Raw genomic sequence first — 25,973 nt, 5'->3', positions numbered from 1 at the left:
GATTCCTTAAACTTTGGAATTAAACCTAAAACAAAAGCGTGTTCAGCATGGTTTAAACCACCTGATACTGTAAACGCGCCAGATCTTGAATATCACGTAATAATTTACGTTTGCTAAATACCATGCCCCATGAACTGCCACCAAGTTGACGCCAAAGGTGTGCCATTTGTAAGCCTGTAAAAAGCGAAGCTCGAATTCGGTTGGTATGTGCAGAATCCTTAAATGCTTCTGCATTGCCACGTACCATAATGCGCGGGTTAATTTGTCCCGCAGTATCGACATAGGTTTGGGCTAAATTGGCAATAATACTGGGATGCAAATAGTTATGATCAAAAAATGAAAGTTGTTTTAAGATTTTTTGCTGTGACTGCTCAATAATTTCGACGTATTTAGGATTGCTATACACTTTCTTTTCTAATTGTAAGAGTGCCATCGCATACGACATGGGTAGTTTGGTATTGGATAATTTAGGTAAACGCGATTTAGGGGCAGTATTAAAAGGTTGGTTGATGCTGCTTTCTAGTGTTTTTAAACCTAAAGATATATCGGCCAAATGATTAAAAAAATCTAAAGTTTGCGAACTGTGGTTGCTACTTGGACGGATATTTAAACTGGCTTTAATCAATTGCTCAAAATAAAAGTTACCGCTTTCACCAATACTTTGTCGACCTGTGAGTGCAGTCATGTGCGTGAGCTGGGTGGCTTGAAACACACCCGCTAACGCCAAGGCACGATTTTGGCGAACATTCAGAGTTGGTGACTGTTGAAACGGTAACTCTGTCATCCGAAACAATCCTTAAATAAAATCGGGTTTAGGTGCATTGGTATGGTGAATCACACCACCACCTAAACACACTTCGCCTGAATAGAATACGACACTTTGACCAGGAGTGACTGCACGTTGTGGCTCATCAAATTCCACACGTACACCGCCAGGCATGCTGTCATCATTGAAAATTACACAGTCCTGATCATCTTGGCGATAGCGAGTGCGACAAGTACAACGGAAGCCTGACGCTGGAATTTCTTGTTCACCTGCCACCCAATCAATTGCTTCGCTCCATAAAATAGTGCTTTGCATGAGTGGATGTTCATGACCTTGACCAATCACTAAACGATTGTTTTCAATATCTTTATGCAGGACAAACCATGCACCTTCAGCAACACCTTTTAAGCCGCCAATACCAATCCCGCCACGCTGACCGAGCGTATAGTACATTAAGCCGTGATGTTCACCAACCTCTTTGCCATCGTCTAAAACAATTTTTCCAGCTTGAGCAGGCAAATATTGTTTTAAGAAATCATTAAAGCGACGTTCACCAATAAAGCAAATCCCTGTCGAGTCTTTTTTCTTGGCAGTGACTAAATCTAGTTCTTCGGCAATTTTTCGGACTTGCGGCTTTTCAATTTCGCCCACAGGGAACAAGGTTTTATTGATTTCACGACCATGCACTGCATGTAAGAAATAGGTCTGATCTTTATTTTTATCTAAACCACGTAACAGTGGAGCGTAGGCTTCACCTTTGGAGTTGTACTGCGTTTCACCACGACGAGCGTAGTGGCCTGTAGCAATAAAATCTGCACCTAAATTCATGGCGTGATCTAAAAAAGCACGGAACTTAATTTCTTTATTACATAAAATATCTGGGTTTGGCGTGCGTCCTGCGGCATATTCGGCAAGAAAATGCTCAAAAACCCGATCCCAATATTCCATCGCAAAGTTGGCTGTATGCAACTTAATGCCTAGCTTGTCGCACACCGCTTGCGCATCGGCAAGATCTTCCATCGCGGTGCAATATTCAGTGCCGTCATCTTCTTCCCAGTTTTTCATGAAAAGCCCTTCAACCTGATAACCTTGTTGAAGTAGAAGTGCAGCAGAAACAGATGAATCTACACCACCTGACATACCGACGATGACACGTTGTTGCATAGGATTAGGCATCCAAACTAGAAATAAGGGGAGAATTTTGGTGCTCGTAAATGAGCGATAAAGGATAAGATTGACCACTGAGCGCATCTTGAACCGCTTTCAGTACCAACGGACTTCGGGCACGTGCTGATTCAGCCAGTTCGTCTGCAGACATCCATACTGTACCAATAATATCGGGATCGAGCTGGGCTTGCGCATCATGTTGCAGCGATTCGGCTAGAAAGCAGAAGCGATAATAGGTGCGGTCAGGAAACATAGGCGGAGTATAGCTATAAATACCGAGTAAGGCATTAATTTTCACCCGATGCCCAGTTTCTTCCATGGTTTCACGTATTGCTGCTTCAATTAAGCTTTCGCCAGCTTCAACATGCCCTGCAGGCTGATTAAACACGCTATGCGTCACACCTTCTGTATGTTCTTCAACAAACAGGAATTTTCCGTTTTTTTCGATAACGGTGGCGACAGTAACGTGAGCAGTCCAAGCGGTCATTGAAAAGCACCATGGGGTAAAACGCATATTCTACAAAATTTAGGGGGATGTGGCTATGTTGAAAGGGGATTTCTTTAAAACTGTAAATGTAGGTTTGTGTAGTTGTGGGAAGATGTGAGGGGTACTTTGTTCTTTGATTCATTTGGTGATGCTGGATGTGATCTCATTTGCGCTAGGTGTTGTTGCCAAAGTCAAAGCTATTGCACAAATAGAAAAAGAGGCAGATATTGACCGTAAAGCTTTGTATAAAACTCTAAGTCAAGATTCAGCCTCTCGATTTGATAAGATTAATCATGTCATTCATACACTGAGTTTAAAATTAACGGTGCAGAACGTGTAATCCCTCAAATTACAACAATCAAAAAGAACTTTGAGGGGTGGATTATTGATAATTCCCCGCCACTTTTACATAGTGCCGTGCAGAATAAGGCAAAAACTCTTTTTCCTTGTCGGTTAAAGGACGAACTTTTTGCACAGGGCTACCCACGTACAAATAGCCACTTTCCAAACGCTTACGCGGTGGCACTAAAGACCCTGCGCCAATCATTACATCATCTTCAATAATGACATCATCCAAAACAATTGTGTTGATGCCCAATAACACCCGATTGCCAATGGTGCAGCCGTGTAAGGTCACACCATGTCCAACTGTGACATCTTCGCCAATAATCAGCGGTGAACCTTCAGGTTTGTCGGCTTTTTTATGGCTAACATGCAGCATGGCATGATCTTGCACATTGGAATTTTGACCAATCCGAATATGGTTAACATCACCACGAATCACGGCAAATGGCCAAACCGATACATTTGCGGCCAAATGCACATCACCAATCACCACCGACAATTCATCTACATAACAGCTTGCGTCAATTTTTGGGGTTTGCTCTAAATAAGCACGCACATTTTTTTTCATGATGGACAAATCTTTAGCTTATAAATTTAGGATTGAGGACAGTATAAAATAAAAAAGCACACATGCGGGCATGTGTGCTTTGCGCTTTAGTCTAAGCTTATGAATCTTAGAATAAGTTGCTAAAGAATTGTTTGATATGGTCTAGCATACGTGCAAAGAAACCCGCTTCTTCCACTTCCTGCAACGCCACCAATGGTTTTTCAGCAATCACTTTACCATCTAAGGTTGCGACATATTTACCAATCACTTGACCTTTTTTCAAAGGAGCAGTCAATTTAGGTTGAACCACCAATTGAGTTTTAATTTGGTTGGCTTTGCCTTTTGGCATGGTCACGTTAAAGTTTTCTGGCAAACCAATTTGTGCTTCTTTGCTTTTACCGTACCATACTTTTGCTTTAGCTAAGACTTGGTTGGCAGGCTGTACACGTACAGTTTCGTAGTTTGCATAACCCCAAGCTAACAATTCACGAGTTTGAGTTGCACGAGCTTGCATGGTTGGCGCACCAAAAATCACCGAAATTAAACGCATTGGGCCACGTTTAGATGAAGTGGTTAAGCAGTAACCCGCTTCGTTGGTATGACCTGTTTTTAAACCATCCACGCTTGGGTCGGTATATAACAGGGCATTACGGTTGCCTTGTTTAATTCCATTAAAAGAAAACTCTTTTTCAGAATAAATTGGGTAGTATTTTGAGCTGTCATGGATGATGTGCTGCGCTAAAGTCGCCATATCTTTTGCGGTAGAAAAGTGACCTTCAGCAGGCATACCCGTAGAGTTCATAAACTGGGTATTGCTCATGCCAATACGTTTGGCTTCTTCATTCATCATGTGAACGAATGTGCCTTCATTACCTGCAATGTGCTCTGCCATGGCTTTAGATGCATCGTTGCCCGATTGCACGATAATTCCGCGTAGCATTTCAAGTACGGTTGCTGTGCCATTTAAAGGAACATACATACATGATTCTGTGCTGCTGCCACGACACCATGCAGACTCATTCATGCGGACTTGTTCATCTTCCGTGAGTTCGCCTTTTAATAACTTTTGTTCAATGATGAAACTAGTCATCATTTTGGTCATTGAGGCAGGGGCGAGTTTTTCGTTTTCATTTTTTGAAGCTAAAATTTGTCCCGTCTCATAATCCATCAAAACGTATGATTTGTTATTGAGTTCTGGTGGTGTAGCTAAGACAGTTGCTGCATAAGAAAAGCTTGGTAATAGTAATAATGCAGCAAGGGCGCTTTTTGGGGTCATTCTAAGAGGTTCCAATACTTGAGGTATGCACAAAAGAGCTAGCATTTTAGGGCAAAGCTCAGCCGACTTCTATGGGAGAAATCGGCTTATTGATAAAAGTATTGTAACCAAATTGTATTATCTGCTATATGCTGTCAATTCTTGGCAAATTGCTTGGTTTTTGGCTGTTCCAGCAGCTTTGGCATCGGCACGGGCTTCTTTTAAAATTGGCTGGAAGCTTTTTTGTTTGCTGAGTTTACTTAAGGCAGTAACAGCGTCTTTTTCTTTAGGCATATATTCTTGGGCAAGTTTTGTATAACCCTGATGAAATTGATCTTGTTCTTTGACTAGTGAAGGGCAAACTTCAGATAACACATAAATAGCGGCTAATTCTTGCTGAGTCACTTGTTGTAATGGCGTCACTTCAATATTTTCTTCTTGCGCAATTGCGGCTTGACTTAAACCCAAACTGAGCGCAACTGCGCCAAAAAAATGAACTGCACGTGAATTTTTTAAGCCAGAAAATTGCATATCAAGTACCTTAAATATTGTTTGAACTGAATCTACCGATTCATTTAAGTGCTTATAAGATGAATCATTTATTTGCGAATTGAAAGAGTGAAAATGTATTAAAGCTGTGTGATCTGAGCGCAAATCATGTATAAAAAGTGAAGATTAAAGTCTGAAATTTGAAAATCAGTGGCTTGATATAAAGCGTAAAATAATAGTGGAAAAATACCAGATATAAAAACTAAGCATAAAATTTAAGGCAAACTTTGAAAGTTTGCCTTAAAGGGTGAGTATGCAAAATTATTTACAGGCTCAAAATAGTATTTAAATCATGTGATTTAAAGTGCTAATTCTAAAGCTTCCTGACACACTACTTTTTGCTCTTCTTTGGCTGTATCTTTTGCTGCTTCACGCGCTTCAGCTAAAACGGATTGATATTCTGCGTCGGCTTGTAGTTTGGCAAGCGTCATGTTCGATTCTGAATAATCTTGTAGATAAGTTTGAATCAGTGCTTGAATATTGGCATCTAATTTTGCATTTTTTCCAATCAGTGCAGGGCACATTTCAGTCATGACTTGTGCCGCTGCAACATCTTCTTTCACAATCGTATTGGCTTCTGCTGCAGTCAAATCTTCTGCAATTACAGACTGCGTTAATACAGCAGCAAAACCTAGACCCAATAAACGACGAAATGACAAAGCTAAAATCATGAGAATCACATATATTTTTGGATGGATGTTAAGCGCTAAATATATATAATCTTTTGTATATTTCAATGAAATGTGCTGATCAGTCATTTTGTTGTCGTGTGCTTATTAAATGTGCTTAGGCATGAATCAGGCACAAACAAGTTTAAGATTGAACCGACGTTGCTATATTTTAGTATATAACCTTTATATTTGTTTTATCTGAGATTTTTCTGTGAATATTTTGATAGCCAATGATGATGGCGTGTTTGCACCTGGTATCCAAGCTTTGGCGAAAGCCTTAAAACCTTTGGGTCGCGTGGTGATTGTTGCACCCGAAAGTGAACGCAGTGGTTTTTCGAGTGCGCTGACTTTAGACCGACCATTACGTCCTGTGCAAATTGCTGAAGATGTCTGGGCAGTGAATGGTACACCTGCAGACTGTGTCTATTTGTCGATGAATGGATTGTTCGATTTCGAATTTGATTTGGTGGTCAGCGGCATTAACAGCGGTGCAAATCTAGGGGATGATGTACTGTACTCAGGCACAGTCGGTGCGGCATTTGAAGGACGTTTGATGAAACAGCCTGCGATTGCGGTATCACTTGCAGGGCATAATGTACGTGCTTATCAGCATCCGCAAGATTATATGCAGGCAGCGCAGTGGGTACATGACTTTATTGCTCAAGGTTTACCAAGTTTACCTGCACGACATATTTTTAATGTGAATATTCCAGATGTGCCAGTGTTGCAGGGCACAAAAATTACCTATCAAGGACAGCGTACCCAATCTAAGCCAATTACTAGTCAGGTCGATCCACGAGGGCGTCAAGTGTATTGGATTGGTTTGTCGGGCGAGGCAGTGGCTGCACCGAAAAAAGGCTTAACTGAAATTGAGTCTGATTTTTTTGCGGTAGCAAATGGCTATGTCAGCGTGACACCAATTCAGATGGATGCCACCAATTATGACGTTTTGCAATCATTGCACAGTCAATTTTCCCAAATTGGCTAACTAATGTTATAACTTTGTGAAAAAGTAGCTTGTAAGCCTCATTACAAGGACTTTTTTGCTACTCTTAGCGCAATAGAAAATATTTAGAATTTGTAGAGAGGAAAGAATGCCTGTGGTGTTTCAGTATCGTTTATTTAGCACACCAACAGCATTGTTGAAAACCTTAGTGTTATCAAGTGCTGTTGTGGCTACCGTCGTGTTGAGTGGTTGTGCCTCTAAACCTCAAGTGAATAATTCTGCACGTTATGCAACAGCGCCGAATTTTTATACTGTACGTTCAGGTGATACTTTAAGTGGTATCGCTGCACGTTATGGTTTGAGCTATCTCAGCATTGCAGAAATGAATGATATTGCACCGCCGTATCGTATTTATGTCGGGCAGTCGATTCGTTTGAAAGCGGGCAATGCACCACGTACAACAAGCACTCGCCCTGTAACGCAGGCTGCACCAATTCAACGTCAAACAGTCACTTTACCAACGACACCTGCACCGGTAACATCGACTACAACCACGACCACTAGCTCAACAACACCAAGTACACCGGTGCGTAGCAGCACATTGCGCTGGGTGAAACCATCTCAAGGTGCTGTGATTGCACAGTTTAATTTGGCAAGTAATATCAAAGGAATTCGTTACGGTGGCAATGTAGGTGACCCAATTTATGCCGCAGCAGATGGGCAGGTGGTTTATGCTGCAGATGGCTTAAAAGAATATGGAAACTTGATTTTAATCAAGCACATTGATGGTTATATCACCGCCTATGCACATAACAGTAAGATGAATGTGAGCAGTGGTCAAAACGTAACAGCGGGTCAAAAAATTGCAGAAATGGGCTCTTCGGGTGCTACACGTACCATGTTGGAGTTTCAGGTACGCCTAGATGGTAAGCCAATCAATCCGACTAATGTTTTACCAATAAATTAAATTTTGCAAATACAAAACATAAATTTCACCGTATAATACAATAGGTTGCTTTTATCGAAAGATAAGAGCACCTGTATAATTTCAGAGGGAATTTATGTTAGATCAACTTCGAGCAATGGGTGTATTTGCTTGTGTTGTTGAAAAAAGCTCGTTTAGCGGTGCAGCGCGTGATCTAGGGATCACCACAAGTGCCGTCAGTCAACAAATCCGTTCATTAGAACAAGAAATGGAAGTCACACTTCTGCATCGTTCTACTAGAAAACTGAGTTTGACTGAAGCAGGACAAGCTTTTTTCCACAGCTGTCAAGAAATGCTCGCCGCTGCTGAGCGCGGAAAAATCCGCATTAATGAATTAAGAGATGATTTGGTCGGTGATTTAAGAATTGCCACCACTCCAGAATTAGCCACGAACCATGTGATTCCCGCACTTTCTCATTGGCTGTCTGCCCATCGTGGCTTGTCTGTACATCTAGAAACCGACAATCAATACATTGACCTGATTGATGGTCGTATTGATATTGCGCTGCGTATGAGTCCAATAATTGAAGATCAAAACCAGCATGTGATTCCTATTGCACTTATTGACCAAGTTTTAGTCGCATCACCTAGTTATTTAAATCAAACCGCGCCCATTTCACGTCCTGAAGATTTAAAACATCACGAGTTAATTCCATTAACCATTATGAAGAATTTTCAGCAACTCAATTTTAAGCATATCAGCACTGCTGAAAATGTGGATGTAGAGTTGGGCTCGCGTCTATCGACCAATAATGTGTTGGTGTCTAAATCTTTGTGTATGCAAGGGCATGGGCTTGCGCGAATTTTGCATTTGGATATTCAAAAAGATTTGCTTAATGGCAGTTTGGTTGAAATTTTGCCTGAGTGGAAATTACCCGCATTTACCTTGTATGCAATCATTTCCAAACATGAGCAACAACCGATGAAAGTACATCGTTGTTTGGAAGCCTTAAAACAATATTTTTCTCAATTGCCGGGTGGGCGAGTGTTTCAAGAAGCATCTTAATTGAATGTTGATAATATACTGATCGACCATTTAGTTAGCAAAAAGCCGCAGTTCAAACTGCGGCTTTTTGTTAGGGATTTATTTAAGCCAAGAATTTTTTAATCATTGCTACAAGGCGTTCAATCAATTGATCTGCCTGGGCTTGAGTAATATTTAATGTTGGCAATAAACGCACTACAGAACCTGCAGTTACGTTAATAATCATTTTGTATTCATCGCGGGCAATATCGACCAACTCTGCACATGGTTTTGGTAATTCAATACCAATCATCAAGCCAAAACCACGCACGCTTACATTTTGGTCTGCGAGTTGTTGACGCAATTGTTCCACAATGTAGCCACCCATTTTTGCTGCATTTTCTACCAAGTTTTCTTTCTGGATGGTGTCAATAACAGTGTAAACCACGCGTGAACCTAACGCAGTACCACTGTAGGTTGAGCCATGATTACCAGCAGTAAGAACGCCCACACCACGACCTTGAGTCATGACTGCACCAATTGGGAAGCCATTGCCCAAACCTTTCGCTGTAGTCAATACATCAGGCACAATATTGGTGTGCTGATAAGCAAAGAATTTACCTGTACGACCATTTCCTGTTTGTACTTCATCCAGCATCATCAGCCAGTTGTGTTGATTACAAATACGGCGGATGTCTTCTAGGTAGCTAAAGCCTTGTGGTGCAGTATTCACACCGCCTTCACCCTGAATCGGCTCGACTAAAATAGCCACAATATCAGGATGCTGAATCGCAGCTTCTTCAATGGCTTCGACATCACCAAAAGGCACACGAATAAAGCCTTCAACCAAAGGTGCAAAACCTTCCTGAACTTTTTTATTGCCAGTTGCAGACAGGGTAGCCAAAGTACGACCGTGGAAAGAGTGATCTGCAACAATAATTTTAGGATTGGCTACGCCTTGCATATGACCGAATTTACGTGCAATTTTAATTGCACCTTCGTTAGACTCTGCGCCACTGTTTGAAAAAAACACTTCTTCCATGCCAGCAACTTGCGCCAATTTTTGTGCAGCAGCAGTCTGCCACGGCACTTCAAACAAGTTACTGGTGTGAATTAAGGTAGCCGCCTGATCTGCAATGGCTTCGGTAATTGCAGGGTGTGCGTGACCTAAACCACATACGGCAATGCCTGTAAGTGCATCTAAATATTCTGTGCCATCTTCAGTATAAAGATAAGAACCTCGACCGCGGACAAAGCTGATCGGCTGACGGCCAAATACAGGCATCAAATGTGATGGTTGATCAGTTTGCACAGGAGCAAGGGTAATGTTATTCATGACTAACTCTTATCTGTTAGGTTGGAGGGAAAAACTTATATAAGCAAAATCTACTGCAGATGAAAAGCCTAATTGTAAATAAAATTGGATTTATTGCTTTAGACGTACTGTTTTGCTCGGTTTTGGGTATAATGCCACACAGATGAGTTGAGGATTTACCAATGACTGAACAAGTACGCGATACCGAAGCGTTAATTCGTGAACAAATTGCTAAACATGCTGTTCTTCTTTACATGAAAGGCACACCACAATTTCCACAATGCGGTTTTTCTGCGCGCGCAGTAGAAGCACTCAGTCAAATTGGTCGTCCTTTTGCTTATGTGAATATTTTAGAAAATCAGGATATTCGTACCACTTTGCCAAAAATTGCCAACTGGCCAACTTTCCCACAATTGTGGATTAACGGTGAGTTGATTGGTGGTAGCGATATTATGTTGGATATGTTCCAGAAAGGTGAGTTAAAGCCTTTAGTTGAGCAATACAGCCCAGCACCTGAAGCTTAAAGTATTGGACTTGGGTCACACTAGACCAAAGTCATCCATACAAAAAAGTTGATATAAAAAAAGCGCCTTGGCGCTTTTTTTATATCTGGAATTCACTTGAATAGCTGATTTGAATCACTGCACTTAGTTTACCGCAGTACTTTCAGTTGCAAGTTCAGCAGTTTCAGCCGACTCAGCAGTGACTTCATCAGAAGTTGCCGCATCAGATGGTTCAGCCGATTTCTGTTTTTTCTTGGCTTTTTGCGCTTTTTCCTTTTTCTCTGGGTCTTTTTTGTCCTTTTCTTTCTTGGACTTTTTCTTTTTCTTTGGCTCTTCTTCAATTTCAGCACCATCTTCAATGGCTTGCCAATACTCAAGTTGTTCCATCACTGCAGCGTAAATTGAACCTTTACTGTAACGTCCTTTTTTAGTGAGTTTACCCACAGGACGCGCCATTAAAATTTCTAAGGCTTGGTCAATGGTATCAATGGCGTGAATGTGGAACTGACCTTGTTCTACCGCTTCAATCACATCTTTACGCAACATAAGGTGCTGCATATTTTGACGTGGAATAATCACGCCTTGCTTGCCAGTTAAACCTTGCAGTTTGCAGGCATCAAAGAAACCTTCAATTTTTGCATTCACGCCACCAATTGGCTGTACTTGACCAAGTTGGTTCATGGAGCCTGTAATGGCCCAAGATTGGTCAATAGGTAGTTGGCTGATTGCAGAAATCAAAGCAGAAAGCTCTGCCACTGTTGCACTGTCACCATCAACCTGACCATAACTTTGCTCAAAGGCAAGGGCAGCAGAAAAATGTAAAATTTGCTCACGGCCAAAATGTGCTTTGAGGAAACTGGCCATCAACAACACGCCTTTGGCATGTAAAGAACCGCCAAGTTCAACACTGCGTTCAATATCTAAAATATCGCCGCCGCCTTGATAGACTGAGGCGGTTAAGCGCGAAGGTAAGCCAAACTCGACATCGGCATAGTGAATGACCGACAGGGCATTAATTTGCCCCAAACGATGTCCGCGAGTTTCTATTAACTGCGTACCGCGTGATAAATCTTGCCAGTACAGTTCTCTTAAATAGCCTAAGCGATATTTGCGATGATCCAGTGCGGTATTGATATGCTGTTCGGAAACCGTTTTATCGCCCGCCTGTGCCGCATGGTGATGCGATTCACGAATTAAATCCCCCAAGGTGAGGGCATGTAAGGAGAGTGAGCTTTGATCTTCAGCTTGACGGCTTGAGTCAGTAAGTAAAGCTGCCAAAGCAGAACGGTCAAATGGTAATAATTTGTCAGATTGCACATAGTCGGCAATCAGCTGCATATATGCCTGCTCGTTTTCGTCATTACGTTGTAATGTATCGGTAAAGTCGGCACGGATTTTAAACACGCTGCCAAGTTCGGGTTCTAGCTCTAAAATTTCATAATAAATTTCAGGCTCTGCCAGTAAAATCACTTTAATATTTAGTGGAATGGCTTGTGGTTCAATTGAAATGCTGCCTGTTAAAGTTAGCATGTGTTCCAAAGATGAAAGTTTCAATTGCCCCGATTTTAAAGCGCGTTTCAGTCCTTGCCATGCATAAGGCTGTTCCAGTAACTGCTCTGCTTCGAGCATCAAAAAGCCGCCATTGGCTTTATGTAAGCTACCTGCACGAATTAAGGTGAAGTCAGTGGTAATGGTGCCGTTTTGCGTGAGTTGTTCTACATGCCCCAATAAATTGTAATGGGTTGGAAAATCTTCAAAAATAACAGGTACACCGCTGTTGGGTTTGTGCGTCACAATAATATTGGCTTGGTAGCGCGCAGGAATACGGCTAAAGGTGCCAGGACGGAAATCATCTTCTTCCTGTTCTAAAACAAACTCGACATTATTAATAATATCTTCGGCATAGTATTGTAAATATTCAGTCAAACCTTCGACACTAGGATATTTATTTTGAATAATATCAATGCGTGGCATTACCACTTGTTTGGCAATATCACGGTTCAGGTCTTGTACTTTGTCACGTGCGTCATCTTCTAAATCGCCTAAATGCAAACCCAAACGCTCCAGTTTTTTATTCATATAACGAATATTGGACGCAATTTCTGCACGGGTTTTGCTGTCCAAGGCGTTAATATCTTCCTTAGACATTTCCTGCATTTTGTCATTTTTCAGATGCACGGGTACAAAGCAATGTTCATCTTCCTGCGCAATCAGTTTTAAATCGAGTTCTTCACCTTCACTGGTCAGCTCAATTAAGGCTTGTTGCTGTTCATCACCCGCTTGCTGACGAATCATTTCAATGCGGTTGTGATAGGTTTCTGCGGTAAAGCGACGTTCGAGTTGCTTTAAAATAGTTTGCCAAGTTTGATGTAACAAACTTTGAAATTTAGGCGCTTGACCTGCAGGCAGTTGCAAGGCAATCGGTTGGCGCGGGTGTTTGAAATTATTGACATAAACCCAGTCATTCGGTGTGGGCATGCTCTTGGCATGTTGCTGCAGCAAACGCTTGACCATGGTACGTTTGCCCAATCCCGCCGTACCCACTGCAAAAATATTGTAGCCAGAATATGGCAGGGAAATACCTGCTTCCACCGAAGCGCGTGCCCGATCTTGTCCTAAAAAATTATTCAGCGGTTTAATGCGTCGGGTCGAAGCGGGAATGTTATCGTAATTTGGAATATGGGTTAGTTGTGTTGCTTTGAGTCGTGTATTTTCTAAAGTCGTTTGTATTTCGCTTTGTTCAAAGGCAGAGCTGAGAAGCGGTTGTTGTTCATCTTGCGCTGCTGTTGTTGTGTTGGTTGTCATTGATGGGGTGATTTGATCAAGTCTTTGGGTCACTGTAGAAATCCAAAACGAAATATTGCAGTTAGAAGTTTAAAGGTATACAGGTTTAAGCGGAAAATTCAAGCTAAGCCGTAATTTTTACTACAAAATGACAAGGCTGTTGTGGATAATTTCATAAATACTGTTGAAACAGAAGCTATTCCGCGATTGAATAACAACAATTTGACTTGATAGAAAATAATAATCGAATGACCACACAACAGACTGGGCAAACTTCAGCACAAAATACAGGGTGGAAAGCAGCATTTACGGCATTTTTAGACCGTCGTGCGCTGATTATGCTGTTTTTGGGCTTCTCTGCAGGTATTCCAATTTTACTGATTTTTTCCAGTCTATCTTTGTGGTTGGGCGAAGCAGGCATTGACAAAAGTGCGGTCACTTTCTTTAGTTGGGCTGCCTTGGGTTATTCCTTTAAATTTGTCTGGGCACCATTAATTGATGAATTACCCGTACCCTATTTAACCAAAAAACTAGGGCGACGTCGGGCATGGCTGCTCATTGCTCAATGTTTAATAGTCTATGCAATTGCAGTCATGGCATTTTCTGACCCAGCTTTGGGGCAGGCACATTTATATCAAATGGCATTGGGTGCAGTATTACTAGGCTTTTCTGCAGCCACGCAAGACATTGTGATTGATGCTTACCGTATCGAATTGGCTGAAACTCAAATGCAAACCGTGTTGGCATCGACTTATAACGCGGGCTATCGCATTGGGATGATTGTTGCAGGGGCAGGTGCTTTATTTTTGGCTGCATCTTTAGGTACTGCTAAAGGCAACTATATTTATAGTGCATGGAAAATTACTTATTTGGCGATGGCTGCGGTGATGCTGATTGGCATTATCACGACTTTGGTGATTCGTGAACCGCAAGTGAATCGGGTCAGCAAACATTATCAACGACGCGACTATTTTCGTCTGGTTACGGTGTTTTTTGTTGCGGTATTCAGTTTTGTATTGTGCTACGTCTTTTCGGGTAATTTTACCGAAGCCTTAAAACAACAATTCCAACTCAAAGATGCATTTTTATTATTTTCTATAGAAGCTTTACGTTTTATTGCATCGGGTGCGGCTGCTGTAGGCATGGGCACAATTTTGGTCAAATTGGGCGCAGTCAATAAACAGATGGCATTTGAAACATGGGTGCATCCTGTTGCAGATTTCTTTAAACGCTACGGCATGAAACTGGCACTGGTGTTATTACTCTTGATTGGTTTTTATCGAGTTTCAGACATTATTGCAGGTGTAATTTCCAATGTGTTCTATCAGGATTTGAACTTTAGCAAAGAACAAATTGCCGAAGCGGTTAAGGTTTATGGGGTCATTTTCAGTTTAGTGGGTGGCTTCTTGGGCGGTTTACTGGCACAGCGTATGAACATTATGAAATTAATGTTTGTTGGCGCGGTGTTGGCATCATCCACCAATCTTATTTTTATTGGTCTGGTGAAGTCAGGACAGCAACTGAGCGATGTGCAAGTTTCTGTGGGGCAGCAACAATATCAAACCCAGGCCGATGAAGTTGGATATTGGAAAGTGGCTGTGCCTAGTCAGGTTTTAGCAACACAGGATGAAATTCAGGTACGTGCGCAATACCAAACGGGCGATACGCCGTCACGTTTAGTGTCGATGCCGTATTTGCACCAAACTGAGATTGAAACTGCACAACTCCAGTTTTTACCACTGACTTCGGATAATCGTATTAGCGAAAATGAAGCCAGCAACAGTATTGTCGTACGTGGGCAATATGCAGGGCCTGCCTTAACCGAACAGCAAAAAATTGTACTGCAGCTAGATGGTCAAAATTTTGATGCAAAACTAGATGCACAAGGAATTTTTACGGCAGCGATTGCAGGGCAGCTTTTGGCAGACTCACCAAGTAAACAACTGCAAGCCGTATTATTGAATAGACAGCAAACAGTACAACAACACAGCCAAACCTATCAGGTCGATTTAAACACACATGAAGGCAATGCTTTGGATGTAGATATACAACCTTTGCCGATCGTTCAATCATCTTCAAACAATATGGTTGAAATTCAGGGCAAGGTGATTAAGCCATATAGCACAGCATGGTTATATTTTGCGATTATTGTCGATAACTTGGCTTCAGGTTTAGCGGGCGCGGCTTTTATCGCATTTTTATCCAGTTTAACCAGTGTGTCATTTACTGCTGTGCAATATGCAATTTTTAGCTCACTCATGACCTTGACTCCTAAGATTTTAGGTGGTTATTCAGGTACTATAGTGACCAATATTGGTTATCCAAACTTTTTCCTCATGACCACATTAATTGGAATCCCTATTTTAATTTTAGTGGTGTGGGTGGCGAAATTGTTACGTGACCATCAACACATACAAGCAAAACCGATTGAACAAAAGGATGAATGACATGCGCATGCTGCATACCATGTTACGTGTAGGTAATTTAGAGCAATCATTAAAATTTTATACAGAAGTTTTAGGCATGACTTTGCTGCGTAAGCGTGATTATGAAGAAGGTCGTTTTACCCTTGCTTTTGTAGGCTATGGCGATGAAGAAAATCACACCGTTTTGGAGTTGACGCATAACTGGGATACAGACAGCTATGATTTGGGCAATGGTTATGGTCATATTGCAATTGCGGTAGACGATGCCTACAAAGCATGTGAAGAAATTAAAGCGCGCGGCGGCAATGTGGTACGTGAAGCAGGGCCAATGAAAGGTGGTGTAACTGTCATTGCTTTTGTTGAAGACCCAGATGGTTATAAAGTTGAATTGATTCAGCAAGATCAGAACGCACGTAATAACTAAGTCTTCATCAGTGAAGCAGTAAAAACCAAACCTTTATGGCGCAATAAACTGAATGTTGTTCAGTATTCATTTTGAAAATATTGAACATCGCCTGAAAATGCTCGCTTTTTGAATATTGCTCGGTAATATACCTTTATCGAAAGGTAAAAATTGCTGGGCTTTTTTGCAACAGTAAAAGAATATACAGGATGTGTTTATGTTGAAGTTATTGGCATTGGATCGCTTTACCATTCTTTTGTTTGTGATGGTCATCCTCGCCAGTGTCGTGCCTGTGTCAGGGCAAGCAGCCGAAGTTTTTAGTGTGATTACGACAGTTGCCATTGCAATCTTATTCTTTTTGCATGGGGCGAAATTATCACGTGAAGCTGTCATTCAGGGCATGATGCATTGGAAATTGCATGCGTTGGTATTTACTTTTACCTTTGCGTTATTCCCAATTTTAGGTTTGCTGGCAAAGCCAATTCTAGTGCCAATGCTCGGGCAGGAGCTGTATTGGGGCTTTTTGTTCATGTGCTTTTTGCCTTCAACCGTGCAATCTTCAATTGCCTTTACGTCAGTGGCAAAAGGCAATGTTGCCAGCGCAGTCTGCAGTGCGTCATTCTCTAATTTAATTGGGATGTTTATTACCCCAGTTTTAGTAGGCATCTTTATTTTAGGGCAGTCTGAACACGGTTTTGACCCGACAAATTCGATTATTCAAATTACTTTATTGTTATTGGTGCCATTTATTTTGGGGCAGTTATTACGTCCTTATGTTTTTCCTCAGATGTTGAAATTACCAAAGCTGGTCAAGGTATTTGATCAGGGTTCGATTTTGATGGTGGTTTATGGTGCATTTAGTGGGGCAGTGGTAGCAGGATTGTGGCATCAAGTTAGTGGTATGACTTTATTGCTGTTGATTATTGCTTGTTCCGTGTTATTGACCCTTGTGATGTGGTTGGCGTGGGTTGTGCCGCAATGGTTGGGTTTTGCACGTGAAGACCAAATTGCCGCATTTTTTTGTAGCTCCAAAAAAACCTTAGCCAGTGGTGTACCGATGGCGCAAATTTTATTTATTGGGCAGCCGTTGGGGATGATTGTTTTACCGATCATGATTTTCCATCAAATTCAGTTGATGGTGTGCGGTGTGATAGCCAATTATCTCGAAAAGCAGCCCGATTCGACTGAACCTCAGGAATTAAATTCCTAAGAATAATTAGCTTTAAAATATTTTATTCCGTATAATATTGCCCAACTTGTTGTGCTTAGCTCTGACGGTATCCGTCTCGGTGGGCCAAAAGAATGGTCTGTTGTGGTGTTGGTCTGCTTTTAAAGCATGTCCTCATTTTTTTAATGAGAGTGACCAATTGCGATGACAGCTTAAGCCTTCTTAAATCTTAGGAGTAATCGACGATGCGCGCCGATATTCACCCAAAATATGAAAAATTAGTTGCAACTTGTTCTTGCGGTAACGTAATCGAAACTCGTTCAGCAGTTGGTAAAGAAACTCTTTATCTTGACGTATGTTCTGCATGCCACCCGTTCTACACTGGTAAGCAAAAGAACGTTGACACTGGCGGTCGTATCGACAAGTTCAAACAACGTTTTGCTGGTATGTCACGTTCTATCAAACGTTAATATCCAGTACGAAAAAAACGGGCAATTGCCCGTTTTTTTGTGCCTTAAATTTTAGGGTCTACAAATAGACCCTAATGCACAAGACCTTATTGGTCTTGCACATCAATTAAATGATCGAGTTTTTTCTGGAAATAATCACCCTGAATAAAGCGCGCATCGACATTCCACGCATTCGCAAACAGGTTCATATCATTTAAGTCACGCAATAACACTTCTACAGGTTTAATTTCACTATAAATGCTCAATTGTTCCTGTAATTCTTGCGTCGAGTCATCAGCAGCCAGTTTTTCAGTCAGTGCACTGTGCAAGGTCAAGTAGTGAATATCGACTTGTTTCAAGATAGATTCACTATAAATCGAATGACCAAAATCACGCAGAGAAATTTCAGCGCCGTGCTGACGTAATAAACTGATTTGTTTCTGCGCATCACCTAAGTTTTGGCTGATGTCTTCTTCAGAGAATTGCAAAATTAATGGATGGCTGAGGCGGCTACCAATAATCGTTATCAGTTTAGACACAAACTCAGGGAAGCTGCGGTCTTGTAATAAAACAAATTTGTTTAAATTGATAATCAGCTTCGCTTCAGGATATTGGGTGATGAAGTTGTGCAATTGTTTACAAGCTTCGACCAAAATCCAACGATCCAGTTTAATGGATAATTCTGGGTCTTCAGCCAAATCTATTAAGCCTGTCAGTGATTTCCATTCACTATTGAAAATAAAGCCACTAGTTACTTCATAGGTATATAAATTGGTGTCTTGCTTATCATAAAGTTGTTGATACTTCAGATGAATTTCACCACGATCAAGACTTTGACGTATCGCTGCAATAATCGCAGATTCACTATACGATTGTGGTACAGCTGCAGCAGATTCAATTACATTTAAGTTAGATTCACCAAAGGACAAGTCTAAGGTTAAACCTGAGTTATGTTGTTCTTGCTGTTGTGGTAATGCGTTGGCAAAACCTTGGCTAATCAGTTGCTCAAAACTGCTTTCATTTTGAATGTCTGGAGTGAATGGCACATAACCAATACGCAAATTAAGTGGGTAAGTATGTTGATCTACCGTAAGTAATTGCGGTTTCGTGAGTGAATTTAAGCCAATCAGTTTCGATTCTAAAATTGCAGGCGATTCTGCTTGGAACAAACCAACCACTAAACCATTACTCACATTAAATAATGGTACATTGGTCTGTTCTTTTAAAAAATTTTGAATGTTGGTAAAGTAATTTTTTGTGGTTTGCCAGTCGGCTTGGAAAATTGATTCAGGACAGTTCGCCAAAGAAAATACCACCAAAGCATTGGCACTAGAAGGCTGTTTGGCTAAAGTGCGATTTACCAATTGGTATGTGCTTGGTTTTGTCGCTGCTTTGTCTGCTGTCGTTTGAGCAGGGACAGTATTTTGCGCCGTATTTTCAATATCTATGGTGATTTGTATGGCGTCGTCAGCTGCTCCAACAAATTCAATTTTGAGCGGGTTTTGTTTTGCCAGAAGCGGGTTTTGGCTATGAATATCAAAACGGCCGTGTTCAAATTGTCCTTGACTGACTTTCTTAAAGCGGAATTTAAAATCTGTAATATCTTGCGGTTGCAATAAATCCAATAATGGCAAGCCAATAAGGTCATCTTCACTTTTTAAACCAAATAGCTGTAAATATTCAGCATTGGCTTGTGCATGAATTCCTTCCTGAATAATGGCTACTGCTTTGCTACTGTCTTCGACCAACGCCTGAGCTTGTGATTGTGCATTTTCCAGTTCAGTCATAAGTTGTTCTTGTGACTGCTGTAAGCGACTAAAAGACAGTGCGCGAATTAAGCCAAAATAGAAGCGTTCGGGGTAATCTAAATTGATAATGTCATAGATGCCTTTGCGCACATAACTGGTGTATTGCGTGGCATCGTAATCGTCTGGTTTGAGCAAAAGTAGCGGTAAATTTGGTTGCTGTGATGCACGAATTAAAGTGAGTGCCTGATCGACTTTTAGGTCATAAGCACGACCAAAGATCACCAAATCCCAAGTTAAATGTAATTGTTTTTCAAAGTTTTTAATGTCATCTAATAGATAAGCCTGAACACGGTGCTCATTTGCAGTGAGTTGTTCACAAATTTGATTAAAACGTATTTGGTTGTCATCGATTATGAGTAAACGTGTTTCGGTACGTTTGAGCTTTTTAGACAATAATGGATTTCTCACTTTAATGCTTCCCATAAATCGTGATTTTTAACTTCATTCACTTGTTTCTGAATAAAACCATCAAGTAAAGGCTGTTGTTGGTCATTCAACAACTCAAAATCAAAGCGCATAAAGCTTTGGGTAATCAATAACGGCTTAATTAAGAACACTTTTAGTTCTTCTTCACCTAAACGTAGCTGTACGGTTTGTTTGTCACGTAATAATTGCAGACTTGGCAAAATCAATGAGGTATTGACTTCATTGACCTGCGTACTTTGTACCAATAATGCTGGATGATAATGTCCTGTATGCCGATCTGTTTTAACAAAAACAGCACAAGGGTAAATATCTTGGGTTAAAATTTCCAAGCCAAGTTCTAAGCTTTTTTCAGCAGATTGTTTAATCCAGCGAATGACACCACCACGCCACGGACTTTGGCTATTTTCCTGAACCAGAATAAATTCACCTGTTTTAAGGTTTTTCGGTGTTTCACCCGTCCATTTAATACGATAGCCATTGACACTAATATCTAAAACATCGGCATTGTAAATTTGTTTGGCTTCACGGTCTAAGGTTTTAACAGCGCTAATATCTACCGTAGAGTTGGTATGCATGGCATTGATAAACTGGCTTTCATTCTGGAATTGGTAGTTATCGCCCAAAGCCAGCGTTTCATTGAAGTTTTTACCATTAGACAGATAAAAATGTGCCACAGTCAAACCAAAGCAAATTTTAATCCGTGCCGAATATTCATAACGCTCATGCACACGTTCTGCTGTATTGGTCAAAATATTGTGCAAATGGAAATGCAAAGCAGGGGTTAAGAATAGCTTTTCATTGCGTGATAAATGTTCACCTTTACGACCTTGAACTTCATTTAAATGATCGAGTAGGGGTTGAGTTGCAATAAAAATATTGGCATGAAAACCTTGGCTTTGGTGCGTATTGTAAATAGGTGGATGATCTTTGCTTGCATCGACCACATAACGTGAAAGCGTCGTTTCTTTGGGTAAAACTTGAATCAGTTTTGCCCAATCAAAGCTACAGAGATATAAGCCTTGAATTTCTGCAGGTCGAATTTGATGGGTATTGAAAATTTCCAATAAAATCAGCTGTGCATAGGCTTGAGCAATATTAATCAGTTGATGTTGTGTGCCTTGTAACTGATTAATATTATTTAAATAATAATGTTGTTGAATGGCTGTATCTAAAAGTTGGTGTGCAATTAACCACTGATTTGGCAAGGCGTGGCTATAAAGCATGTGTTGTTGATAGCGCAGTAGAGCTAATTGTTGTAAAGCATAATAGCTAGATAGAACTCGTGCAGTTTGTAAGTTCTTTTTTAAATTAAAGGCAAATAAAGAAAATTTTTGTTGGGTGAGTTGTTGGTGGCTACGTCGGGAAATATTAATATAGACTTTGGCGAAATGACTGCGTAATAACAGCGCGAGTTCAATAATATGATCGTTGCGGTCATTACTAATCAAAGCTTGGTTGAAAAAATGCTTTTCCAGACTGGTAAGCACATTTTCAAGTGTCGGATGAATAGCTTGAATTAAGTCAAAACGTAATGTTTCCTGACATTTCAGTTCTGAAATTTCTAAAAGTGCATTAAATAGAGCTTGGGAAGAATCACCCAATTGTAAAATGGATAAATCCGCTGCCCATGCCTGAATGCTTTTAACCGTATTTTGACAAAAACTCAATTGCTCCAGCTTTAGTTCGCTGGGAACTAGAAAAAGATCTGAAGTATTCATATTCATGATTGTTATTTAACTCAATAAGTTGAAACCCCAAAAAGCGGTGTCTTGTTTTTTTCGCCCGCAATTTCCCTAACGAGTTTAGGAACTAAATAGCCGGGTAAGTTCGCTAAAAGCTCTTTATAGATGTGATCAATGTCTTGCGGCATTAAATCAAAATGATGCGCTCCTTTTACTTTATCTAACACGTGTAAATAGTAAGGCATCACCCCCGCATCAAAAAGACGATAGCTTAAATCGACCAAGACCTGAGCAGAATTATTGACCCCATTTAATAAGACTGCTTGATTCAGAACGGTGATGTTTTGTTCGACTAACTTGGCAAGTTGCGAACAGGTAAAGTCATCTAATTCTGATGCGTGGTTCGAGTGTACCACTAGAATAATACGCAGCCTACTATTTTTTAGTAAGGAAATCAGCGATTCATCGACACGGTTGGGAATAACAATCGGAACTCGTGAATGAATTCTCAAAAATTTTATTTGCGGAATAGACGCCAATCGCTCAATCCAGATATTTAATTTACGATTTGACAAAGTGAGCGGGTCGCCACCACTTAAAATCACTTCATTAATATCGGGCTGACTTTCAATGTAATTACGGATATTGTCCCAGTCTTCAGTTTTTGGCAGATTTTCCTGATAAGGAAAGTGCCTGCGGAAACAATAACGACAATGTACTGCGCAAGCACCAGTCAAGGTCAGCAAAAAGCGTGATTTATATTTGTGTAAGACTCCAGATTGTTGATTGGCTTGTTCCTCACCCAAAGGGTCGGTCACAAATCCAGGATGATCTTCCAGTTCTAAATGATGCGGCAGAACCTGTAACAGTAAAGGATCGAGTGGATTGCCTTTTTGCATTTTGGCCACAAATGCACGCGGGATACGCAATTTAAACTGATTGGATGCCAGTAAAGCACCTGACAGCAACTGCTGTTCAGACAGCTCTAAAATATTTAACAATTCGCGTGGGTCGGTGATCAAGTCACTGAGTTGAGATTGCCAGTTTTGTTCTTGGTACAGGTAGTTGATCATGCCAGAAAAGATTTAAATATGAGGTGAAAGGAACCAAGTACAGATCTATTTAGCGTAGATGAATTCTTTGTTCATTGAGCGTGAATGCCGCGAATGATTAATCGCTTTGAATCAGAATCATTACAAAACAGCTGATTTTACCGATATCTTGAGGTGATCGGTAGTGGATTTTCATTGCTTCGTTATGGCTTGCTCATTTACAATACGTCCGATGAAAAAAGATGTTGCAAGATGGCGAGCATCGCAAAGCTGCGTTGGTCATTTGCTTTGTAACATAAATAGTTAAGTTAGTCAGTTTGGAGTGTGCCAGTCATGGCCTATTATTCTACGAATGATTTCAAGTCAGGCCTTAAGGTTATGCTTGATGGTAACCCATGTTCAATCATGGAAAATGAATATGTAAAGCCAGGTAAAGGTCAAGCGTTTAACCGCGTAAAACTTCGTAACCTTCGTTCTGGTAAAGTTTTAGAAAAAACATTTAAGTCTGGTGATTCACTAGAAGCAGCTGACATTGTAGAAGTAGAAATGGAATACCTCTACAACGATGGCGAAATGTGGAACTTCATGGATCCTGTATCTTTTGAGCAAATTGCTGCTGACAAAACCGCAATGGGCGATGCTGCAAAATGGTTAAAAGATGATTCAAACGAAAAATGTACCATTATGTTGTTTAACGGTGTGCCTTTAACTGTAAACGCACCAAACTTCGTGGTATTAAAAATTGTCGAAACTGATCCGGGTGTACGTGGCGATACTTCTGGTGGTGGCGGTAAACCAGCGAAATTAGAAACAGGTGCAGTGGTACGTGTTCCTTTATTCGTACAGCAAGAAGAAAGCGTTCGTGTAGATACACGTACAGGTGAATACCTAGAACGCGCATAATGATTTATTGATAAATCATAAGTAAAAGAGGGGGATGATTCGCGTCATCCCCCTTTTTTGTTGATTTGATTATGTGGTAAAAGAATAGGTGAAAAGTATAGGAAACTGTTGGTGCTCCATTTAAGTGTACGGTAGCGCACACTATGGATGTAAGGGCAGCAGACATCAAAATAAAAGGAGCAGGATCAACCAAGGATTTAGGAAATAAAGCTACATCTCGACAATAAAAGTAACGCTTAAAAAATGTAACAAGAAGAGAGATTGACATGGAAACAGTTCAACCGAAGTCAGGTCTGACTTCAAAAATTATATGGCTTTTGGTCGCTATATTGGGTGCAGTATCTTTTGGGATATTGGCAGTCAGTAGAGGCGAACACGTCAATGCAGTCTGGTTAGTTTTAGCTGCGGTCTGTGTCTATAGCATTGCATACCGCTTCTACAGTTTATTTATTGCCACCAAAGTATTTGAGTTAAATGAGCGACGCTTAACGCCCGCACATCGTTTGGCTGACGGTTTAGATTATGTGCCCACCAATAAAAGTGTGTTATTTGGTCACCACTTTGCCGCGATTGCAGGTGCAGGCCCTTTAGTTGGGCCTATTCTTGCAGCACAAATGGGTTATTTACCCGGCACGATCTGGCTTTTAGTCGGGGTGGTGTTGGCAGGTGCAGTCCAAGACTTTTTGGTTTTGTTTATTTCTACACGTCGTGATGGGCGTTCTTTGGGAGAAATGGCAAAACAAGAGTTGGGTTCATTTGCTGGTGTGATTGTCATGCTGGGTGCGCTGGGCGTGATGGTGATTATTCTTGCCGTACTCGCTTTGGTTGTCGTGAAAGCTTTAACCAATAGTCCGTGGGGCGTATTTAGTATTGCAGCCACCATCCCAATTGCGATTTTCATGGGCATTTATATGCGTTTTATTCGTCCGGGGAAAATTGCTGAGGTTTCCATTATTGGTTTTGTCCTGATGATGATGGGTATTATTTATGGTGAAAATGTTGCACAGCATCCATTCTGGGGGCCTTTATTTACTTTAAGTGGCACAGAATTAACGTGGTGTTTAATTGCCTACGGTTTTATTGCTTCAGTTTTGCCAGTGTGGTTGTTATTGGCGCCACGTGATTATTTATCGACGTTCTTAAAAATTGGTGTTATAGCGGGTTTGGCTGTCGGGATTGTGTTTGCAATGCCTGAAATGAAGATGCCTGCGGTGACCCATTTTATTGATGGTACAGGGCCAGTATTTGCGGGTTCATTGTTCCCATTCTTATTTATTACCATTGCCTGCGGTGCGATTTCAGGTTTCCACGCCTTAGTGTCTTCAGGTACGACGCCAAAACTGGTCAATAACGAAAAAGACATTCGGATGATTGGTTATGGCGGCATGTTGATGGAGTCTTTCGTGGCAATCATGGCAATGATTTGTGCCACGGTGCTAGACCCAGGCGTGTACTTTGCCATTAATGCACCCACTGCAGTTTTAGGTACAACGGTGGAAAGTGCAGCAGAAGCGGTACGAAATTTAGGCTTTGTAGTGACTCCTGAGGCTTTAACCATTTTGGCAAAAGAAGTCGGTGAAAGCTCGATTCTGTCACGTACGGGTGGTGCGCCAACGTTTGCAATTGGTATGGCACATATCATCACCGAGATTTTTAATAACCGCTCAATGATGGCATTCTGGTATCACTTTGCCATTTTATTTGAAGCCTTATTTATTTTAACTGCAGTAGATGCAGGCACACGTGCTTGCCGTTTTATGGTGCAAGATACTGTAGGTATTGTTATTCCTGCAGTGAAAAACTCACATAACTTCTTTGGTAACTTGCTTGGCACAGCAGTTGCGGTGGCTGGTTGGGGCTTCTTCGTCTATCAAGGCGTGGTCGATCCTTTAGGCGGTATTAATAGCTTATGGCCTCTATTTGGTATTGGTAACCAAATTTTGGCAGCGATGGCGCTCATTTTAGGTACAGTGATTCTGTTTAAAATGAAAAAAGAAAAATATGTTTGGGTGACGATTATCCCTACAGTTTTCTTGTTCATTACTTCAATGACTGCAGGTTGGCAAAAGATTTTCCACGACAATCCCAAAATTGGTTTCTTGGCGCAAGCAGATCGTTTCAATGCTGCAATTCAACGCAATGAAATTTTAGCACCTGCAAAAACAGTGACTGAAATGCAAACCATTGTCATGTCCAATCAAATTAATGCCGTGTTATGTGGTTTCTTTATGATTGTGGCATTTGTGATGTTGTTCGCTGCCATTGGGGTGATTCGTCGTGCCTTGGCAAGTCCAACACCAACTGTACATGAAGCTGAAGCGATTTATCGTGATCCTGAAACGATTCAGCCGAATAGTGGTCATTAGGAGTGA

Annotated in this window: 23 protein-coding genes; 11 read left to right on the top strand and 12 right to left on the bottom strand. The window is 41.0% G+C overall.

Features of this window, described 5'->3' with window-relative positions; translation table 11 throughout:
• Positions 1 to 52: 52 nt before the first annotated feature.
• The 3 genes from hflD to FTU09_RS08360 are packed head-to-tail and all read right to left on the bottom strand — an operon-like array spanning position 53 to position 2,420.
• Entirely contained in the window at positions 53 to 784 is a 732-nt protein-coding gene (gene hflD / locus FTU09_RS08370; protein ID WP_004971659.1) for a high frequency lysogenization protein HflD, read from the bottom strand.
• 12 nt (positions 785 to 796) lie between these two features.
• Entirely contained in the window at positions 797 to 1,930 is a 1,134-nt protein-coding gene (gene mnmA, locus FTU09_RS08365; protein WP_180072261.1) for a tRNA 2-thiouridine(34) synthase MnmA, read from the bottom strand.
• A gap of 4 nt (positions 1,931 to 1,934) precedes the next feature.
• Positions 1,935 to 2,420: an NUDIX hydrolase gene (locus FTU09_RS08360; protein WP_096901080.1), complete on the bottom strand. Its 486-nt coding sequence runs from the start codon at positions 2,418 to 2,420 to the stop codon at positions 1,935 to 1,937.
• Positions 2,421 to 2,553: 133 nt separating this feature from the next.
• Here FTU09_RS08360 and FTU09_RS08355 point away from each other — a divergent pair, with 133 nt between their 5' ends.
• Entirely contained in the window at positions 2,554 to 2,760 is a 207-nt protein-coding gene (locus FTU09_RS08355) for a DNA-binding protein (protein WP_104851773.1), read from the top strand.
• A gap of 42 nt (positions 2,761 to 2,802) precedes the next feature.
• On the opposite strand, the gene FTU09_RS08350 is transcribed toward FTU09_RS08355, so the two are convergent.
• The 4 genes from FTU09_RS08350 to FTU09_RS08335 all read right to left on the bottom strand — a co-directional run bounded on the left by FTU09_RS08350 (position 2,803) and on the right by FTU09_RS08335 (position 5,787).
• On the bottom strand, positions 2,803 to 3,333 hold the full coding sequence (locus tag FTU09_RS08350; protein WP_004971648.1) for a gamma carbonic anhydrase family protein: 531 nt from the start codon (positions 3,331 to 3,333) through the stop codon (positions 2,803 to 2,805).
• Between the two features lie 106 nt (positions 3,334 to 3,439).
• Positions 3,440 to 4,588, bottom strand: a complete 1,149-nt coding sequence (gene dacC / locus FTU09_RS08345) for a D-alanyl-D-alanine carboxypeptidase PBP5/6 (protein WP_004971646.1) — start codon at positions 4,586 to 4,588, stop codon at positions 3,440 to 3,442.
• Between the two features lie 117 nt (positions 4,589 to 4,705).
• A complete protein-coding gene (locus FTU09_RS08340) occupies positions 4,706 to 5,098 on the bottom strand; it encodes an MCR_0457 family protein (protein WP_004971644.1) in 393 nt (130 codons plus the stop codon).
• A 317-nt stretch (positions 5,099 to 5,415) separates the two neighbouring features.
• Positions 5,416 to 5,787 (bottom strand): MCR_0457 family protein, encoded by a 372-nt coding sequence (locus FTU09_RS08335; RefSeq protein ID WP_026438310.1) that lies wholly within the window; start codon positions 5,785 to 5,787, stop codon positions 5,416 to 5,418.
• 211 nt (positions 5,788 to 5,998) lie between these two features.
• Between FTU09_RS08335 and surE the strand changes: the two genes are divergently transcribed.
• The 3 genes from surE to FTU09_RS08320 all read left to right on the top strand — a co-directional run bounded on the left by surE (position 5,999) and on the right by FTU09_RS08320 (position 8,724).
• A complete protein-coding gene (gene surE, locus FTU09_RS08330) occupies positions 5,999 to 6,775 on the top strand; it encodes a 5'/3'-nucleotidase SurE (protein WP_096901077.1) in 777 nt (258 codons plus the stop codon).
• Positions 6,776 to 6,881: 106 nt separating this feature from the next.
• On the top strand, positions 6,882 to 7,700 hold the full coding sequence (locus tag FTU09_RS08325) for a peptidoglycan DD-metalloendopeptidase family protein (protein WP_104851774.1): 819 nt from the start codon (positions 6,882 to 6,884) through the stop codon (positions 7,698 to 7,700).
• A 94-nt stretch (positions 7,701 to 7,794) separates the two neighbouring features.
• Entirely contained in the window at positions 7,795 to 8,724 is a 930-nt protein-coding gene (locus tag FTU09_RS08320; RefSeq protein WP_180079973.1) for a LysR family transcriptional regulator, read from the top strand.
• Positions 8,725 to 8,806: 82 nt separating this feature from the next.
• On the opposite strand, the gene FTU09_RS08315 is transcribed toward FTU09_RS08320, so the two are convergent.
• Positions 8,807 to 10,018 carry an aspartate aminotransferase family protein gene (locus FTU09_RS08315; RefSeq protein ID WP_131261143.1) on the bottom strand — a complete coding sequence of 404 codons (1,212 nt, stop codon included), beginning with the start codon at positions 10,016 to 10,018 and terminating at the stop codon, positions 8,807 to 8,809.
• Positions 10,019 to 10,179: 161 nt separating this feature from the next.
• Here FTU09_RS08315 and grxD point away from each other — a divergent pair, with 161 nt between their 5' ends.
• On the top strand, positions 10,180 to 10,521 hold the full coding sequence (grxD, locus tag FTU09_RS08310) for a Grx4 family monothiol glutaredoxin (RefSeq protein ID WP_019837647.1): 342 nt from the start codon (positions 10,180 to 10,182) through the stop codon (positions 10,519 to 10,521).
• A 123-nt stretch (positions 10,522 to 10,644) separates the two neighbouring features.
• On the opposite strand, the gene FTU09_RS08305 is transcribed toward grxD, so the two are convergent.
• Positions 10,645 to 13,338 (bottom strand): Lon protease family protein, encoded by a 2,694-nt coding sequence (locus tag FTU09_RS08305; protein ID WP_167845918.1) that lies wholly within the window; start codon positions 13,336 to 13,338, stop codon positions 10,645 to 10,647.
• Between the two features lie 194 nt (positions 13,339 to 13,532).
• Between FTU09_RS08305 and FTU09_RS08300 the strand changes: the two genes are divergently transcribed.
• From FTU09_RS08300 to rpmE, 4 genes are all read left to right on the top strand, one after another.
• The gene (locus tag FTU09_RS08300; protein ID WP_180079971.1) at positions 13,533 to 15,731 is read left to right on the top strand and encodes an MFS transporter; all 2,199 of its coding nucleotides are present in this window, start codon (positions 13,533 to 13,535) and stop codon (positions 15,729 to 15,731) included.
• 1 nt (position 15,732) lies between these two features.
• On the top strand, positions 15,733 to 16,134 hold the full coding sequence (gloA, locus tag FTU09_RS08295; RefSeq protein WP_004971627.1) for a lactoylglutathione lyase: 402 nt from the start codon (positions 15,733 to 15,735) through the stop codon (positions 16,132 to 16,134).
• A 190-nt stretch (positions 16,135 to 16,324) separates the two neighbouring features.
• A complete protein-coding gene (locus FTU09_RS08290; RefSeq protein WP_171062555.1) occupies positions 16,325 to 17,323 on the top strand; it encodes a bile acid:sodium symporter family protein in 999 nt (332 codons plus the stop codon).
• A 203-nt stretch (positions 17,324 to 17,526) separates the two neighbouring features.
• Positions 17,527 to 17,751 (top strand): 50S ribosomal protein L31, encoded by a 225-nt coding sequence (gene rpmE, locus FTU09_RS08285; RefSeq protein WP_004971624.1) that lies wholly within the window; start codon positions 17,527 to 17,529, stop codon positions 17,749 to 17,751.
• Positions 17,752 to 17,837: 86 nt separating this feature from the next.
• Here the strand turns inward: rpmE and FTU09_RS08280 are convergent, their stop codons facing one another.
• The 3 genes from FTU09_RS08280 to epmB are packed head-to-tail and all read right to left on the bottom strand — an operon-like array spanning position 17,838 to position 22,719.
• Positions 17,838 to 19,961 (bottom strand): EAL domain-containing protein, encoded by a 2,124-nt coding sequence (locus tag FTU09_RS08280; RefSeq protein ID WP_180059831.1) that lies wholly within the window; start codon positions 19,959 to 19,961, stop codon positions 17,838 to 17,840.
• Positions 19,943 to 21,688, bottom strand: coding sequence for a hypothetical protein (locus FTU09_RS08275; protein ID WP_004971620.1), 1,746 nt, complete (start codon positions 21,686 to 21,688; stop codon positions 19,943 to 19,945). Before FTU09_RS08275 ends, FTU09_RS08280 begins: the two co-directional genes overlap by 19 nt.
• Before the next feature lie 14 nt (positions 21,689 to 21,702).
• Complete coding sequence (gene epmB, locus FTU09_RS08270; RefSeq protein WP_131261140.1) at positions 21,703 to 22,719, bottom strand: EF-P beta-lysylation protein EpmB; 1,017 nt, start codon at positions 22,717 to 22,719, stop codon at positions 21,703 to 21,705.
• Positions 22,720 to 23,031: 312 nt separating this feature from the next.
• Between epmB and efp the strand changes: the two genes are divergently transcribed.
• Both efp and FTU09_RS08260 read left to right on the top strand, forming a co-directional pair.
• Positions 23,032 to 23,601, top strand: coding sequence for an elongation factor P (efp, locus tag FTU09_RS08265; protein ID WP_004971615.1), 570 nt, complete (start codon positions 23,032 to 23,034; stop codon positions 23,599 to 23,601).
• Between the two features lie 266 nt (positions 23,602 to 23,867).
• Positions 23,868 to 25,967, top strand: coding sequence for a carbon starvation CstA family protein (locus tag FTU09_RS08260; RefSeq protein ID WP_004971612.1), 2,100 nt, complete (start codon positions 23,868 to 23,870; stop codon positions 25,965 to 25,967).
• Positions 25,968 to 25,973 lie beyond the last annotated feature (6 nt).

The sequence above is a fragment of the Acinetobacter sp. YH12058 genome, from assembly GCF_013419805.1.
In the GTDB taxonomy this organism is placed as follows: Bacteria; Pseudomonadota; Gammaproteobacteria; order Pseudomonadales; family Moraxellaceae; genus Acinetobacter; species Acinetobacter towneri.
Note: the sequence above shows the minus strand (reverse complement) of the source record. Positions and strands in the feature narration are given on the sequence as shown.

Bases quoted from the DNA above. Each gene is read 5' to 3' on its own strand.
- hflD (WP_004971659.1), bottom strand. From the start codon at position 784: ATGACAGAGTTACCGTTTCAACAGTCACCAACTCTGAATGTTCGCCAA.
- mnmA (WP_180072261.1), bottom strand. From the start codon at position 1,930: ATGCAACAACGTGTCATCGTCGGTATGTCAGGTGGTGTAGATTCATCT.
- FTU09_RS08360 (WP_096901080.1), bottom strand. From the start codon at position 2,420: ATGACCGCTTGGACTGCTCACGTTACTGTCGCCACCGTTATCGAAAAA.
- FTU09_RS08350 (WP_004971648.1), bottom strand. From the start codon at position 3,333: ATGAAAAAAAATGTGCGTGCTTATTTAGAGCAAACCCCAAAAATTGAC.
- dacC (WP_004971646.1), bottom strand. From the start codon at position 4,588: ATGACCCCAAAAAGCGCCCTTGCTGCATTATTACTATTACCAAGCTTT.
- FTU09_RS08340 (WP_004971644.1), bottom strand. From the start codon at position 5,098: ATGCAATTTTCTGGCTTAAAAAATTCACGTGCAGTTCATTTTTTTGGC.
- FTU09_RS08335 (WP_026438310.1), bottom strand. From the start codon at position 5,787: ATGATTTTAGCTTTGTCATTTCGTCGTTTATTGGGTCTAGGTTTTGCT.
- FTU09_RS08325 (WP_104851774.1), top strand. From the start codon at position 6,882: ATGCCTGTGGTGTTTCAGTATCGTTTATTTAGCACACCAACAGCATTG.
- FTU09_RS08320 (WP_180079973.1), top strand. From the start codon at position 7,795: ATGTTAGATCAACTTCGAGCAATGGGTGTATTTGCTTGTGTTGTTGAA.
- FTU09_RS08315 (WP_131261143.1), bottom strand. From the start codon at position 10,018: ATGAATAACATTACCCTTGCTCCTGTGCAAACTGATCAACCATCACAT.
- grxD (WP_019837647.1), top strand. From the start codon at position 10,180: ATGACTGAACAAGTACGCGATACCGAAGCGTTAATTCGTGAACAAATT.
- FTU09_RS08300 (WP_180079971.1), top strand. From the start codon at position 13,533: ATGACCACACAACAGACTGGGCAAACTTCAGCACAAAATACAGGGTGG.
- gloA (WP_004971627.1), top strand. From the start codon at position 15,733: ATGCGCATGCTGCATACCATGTTACGTGTAGGTAATTTAGAGCAATCA.
- rpmE (WP_004971624.1), top strand. From the start codon at position 17,527: ATGCGCGCCGATATTCACCCAAAATATGAAAAATTAGTTGCAACTTGT.
- FTU09_RS08280 (WP_180059831.1), bottom strand. From the start codon at position 19,961: ATGGGAAGCATTAAAGTGAGAAATCCATTATTGTCTAAAAAGCTCAAA.
- FTU09_RS08275 (WP_004971620.1), bottom strand. From the start codon at position 21,688: ATGAATATGAATACTTCAGATCTTTTTCTAGTTCCCAGCGAACTAAAG.
- epmB (WP_131261140.1), bottom strand. From the start codon at position 22,719: ATGATCAACTACCTGTACCAAGAACAAAACTGGCAATCTCAACTCAGT.
- efp (WP_004971615.1), top strand. From the start codon at position 23,032: ATGGCCTATTATTCTACGAATGATTTCAAGTCAGGCCTTAAGGTTATG.
- FTU09_RS08260 (WP_004971612.1), top strand. From the start codon at position 23,868: ATGGAAACAGTTCAACCGAAGTCAGGTCTGACTTCAAAAATTATATGG.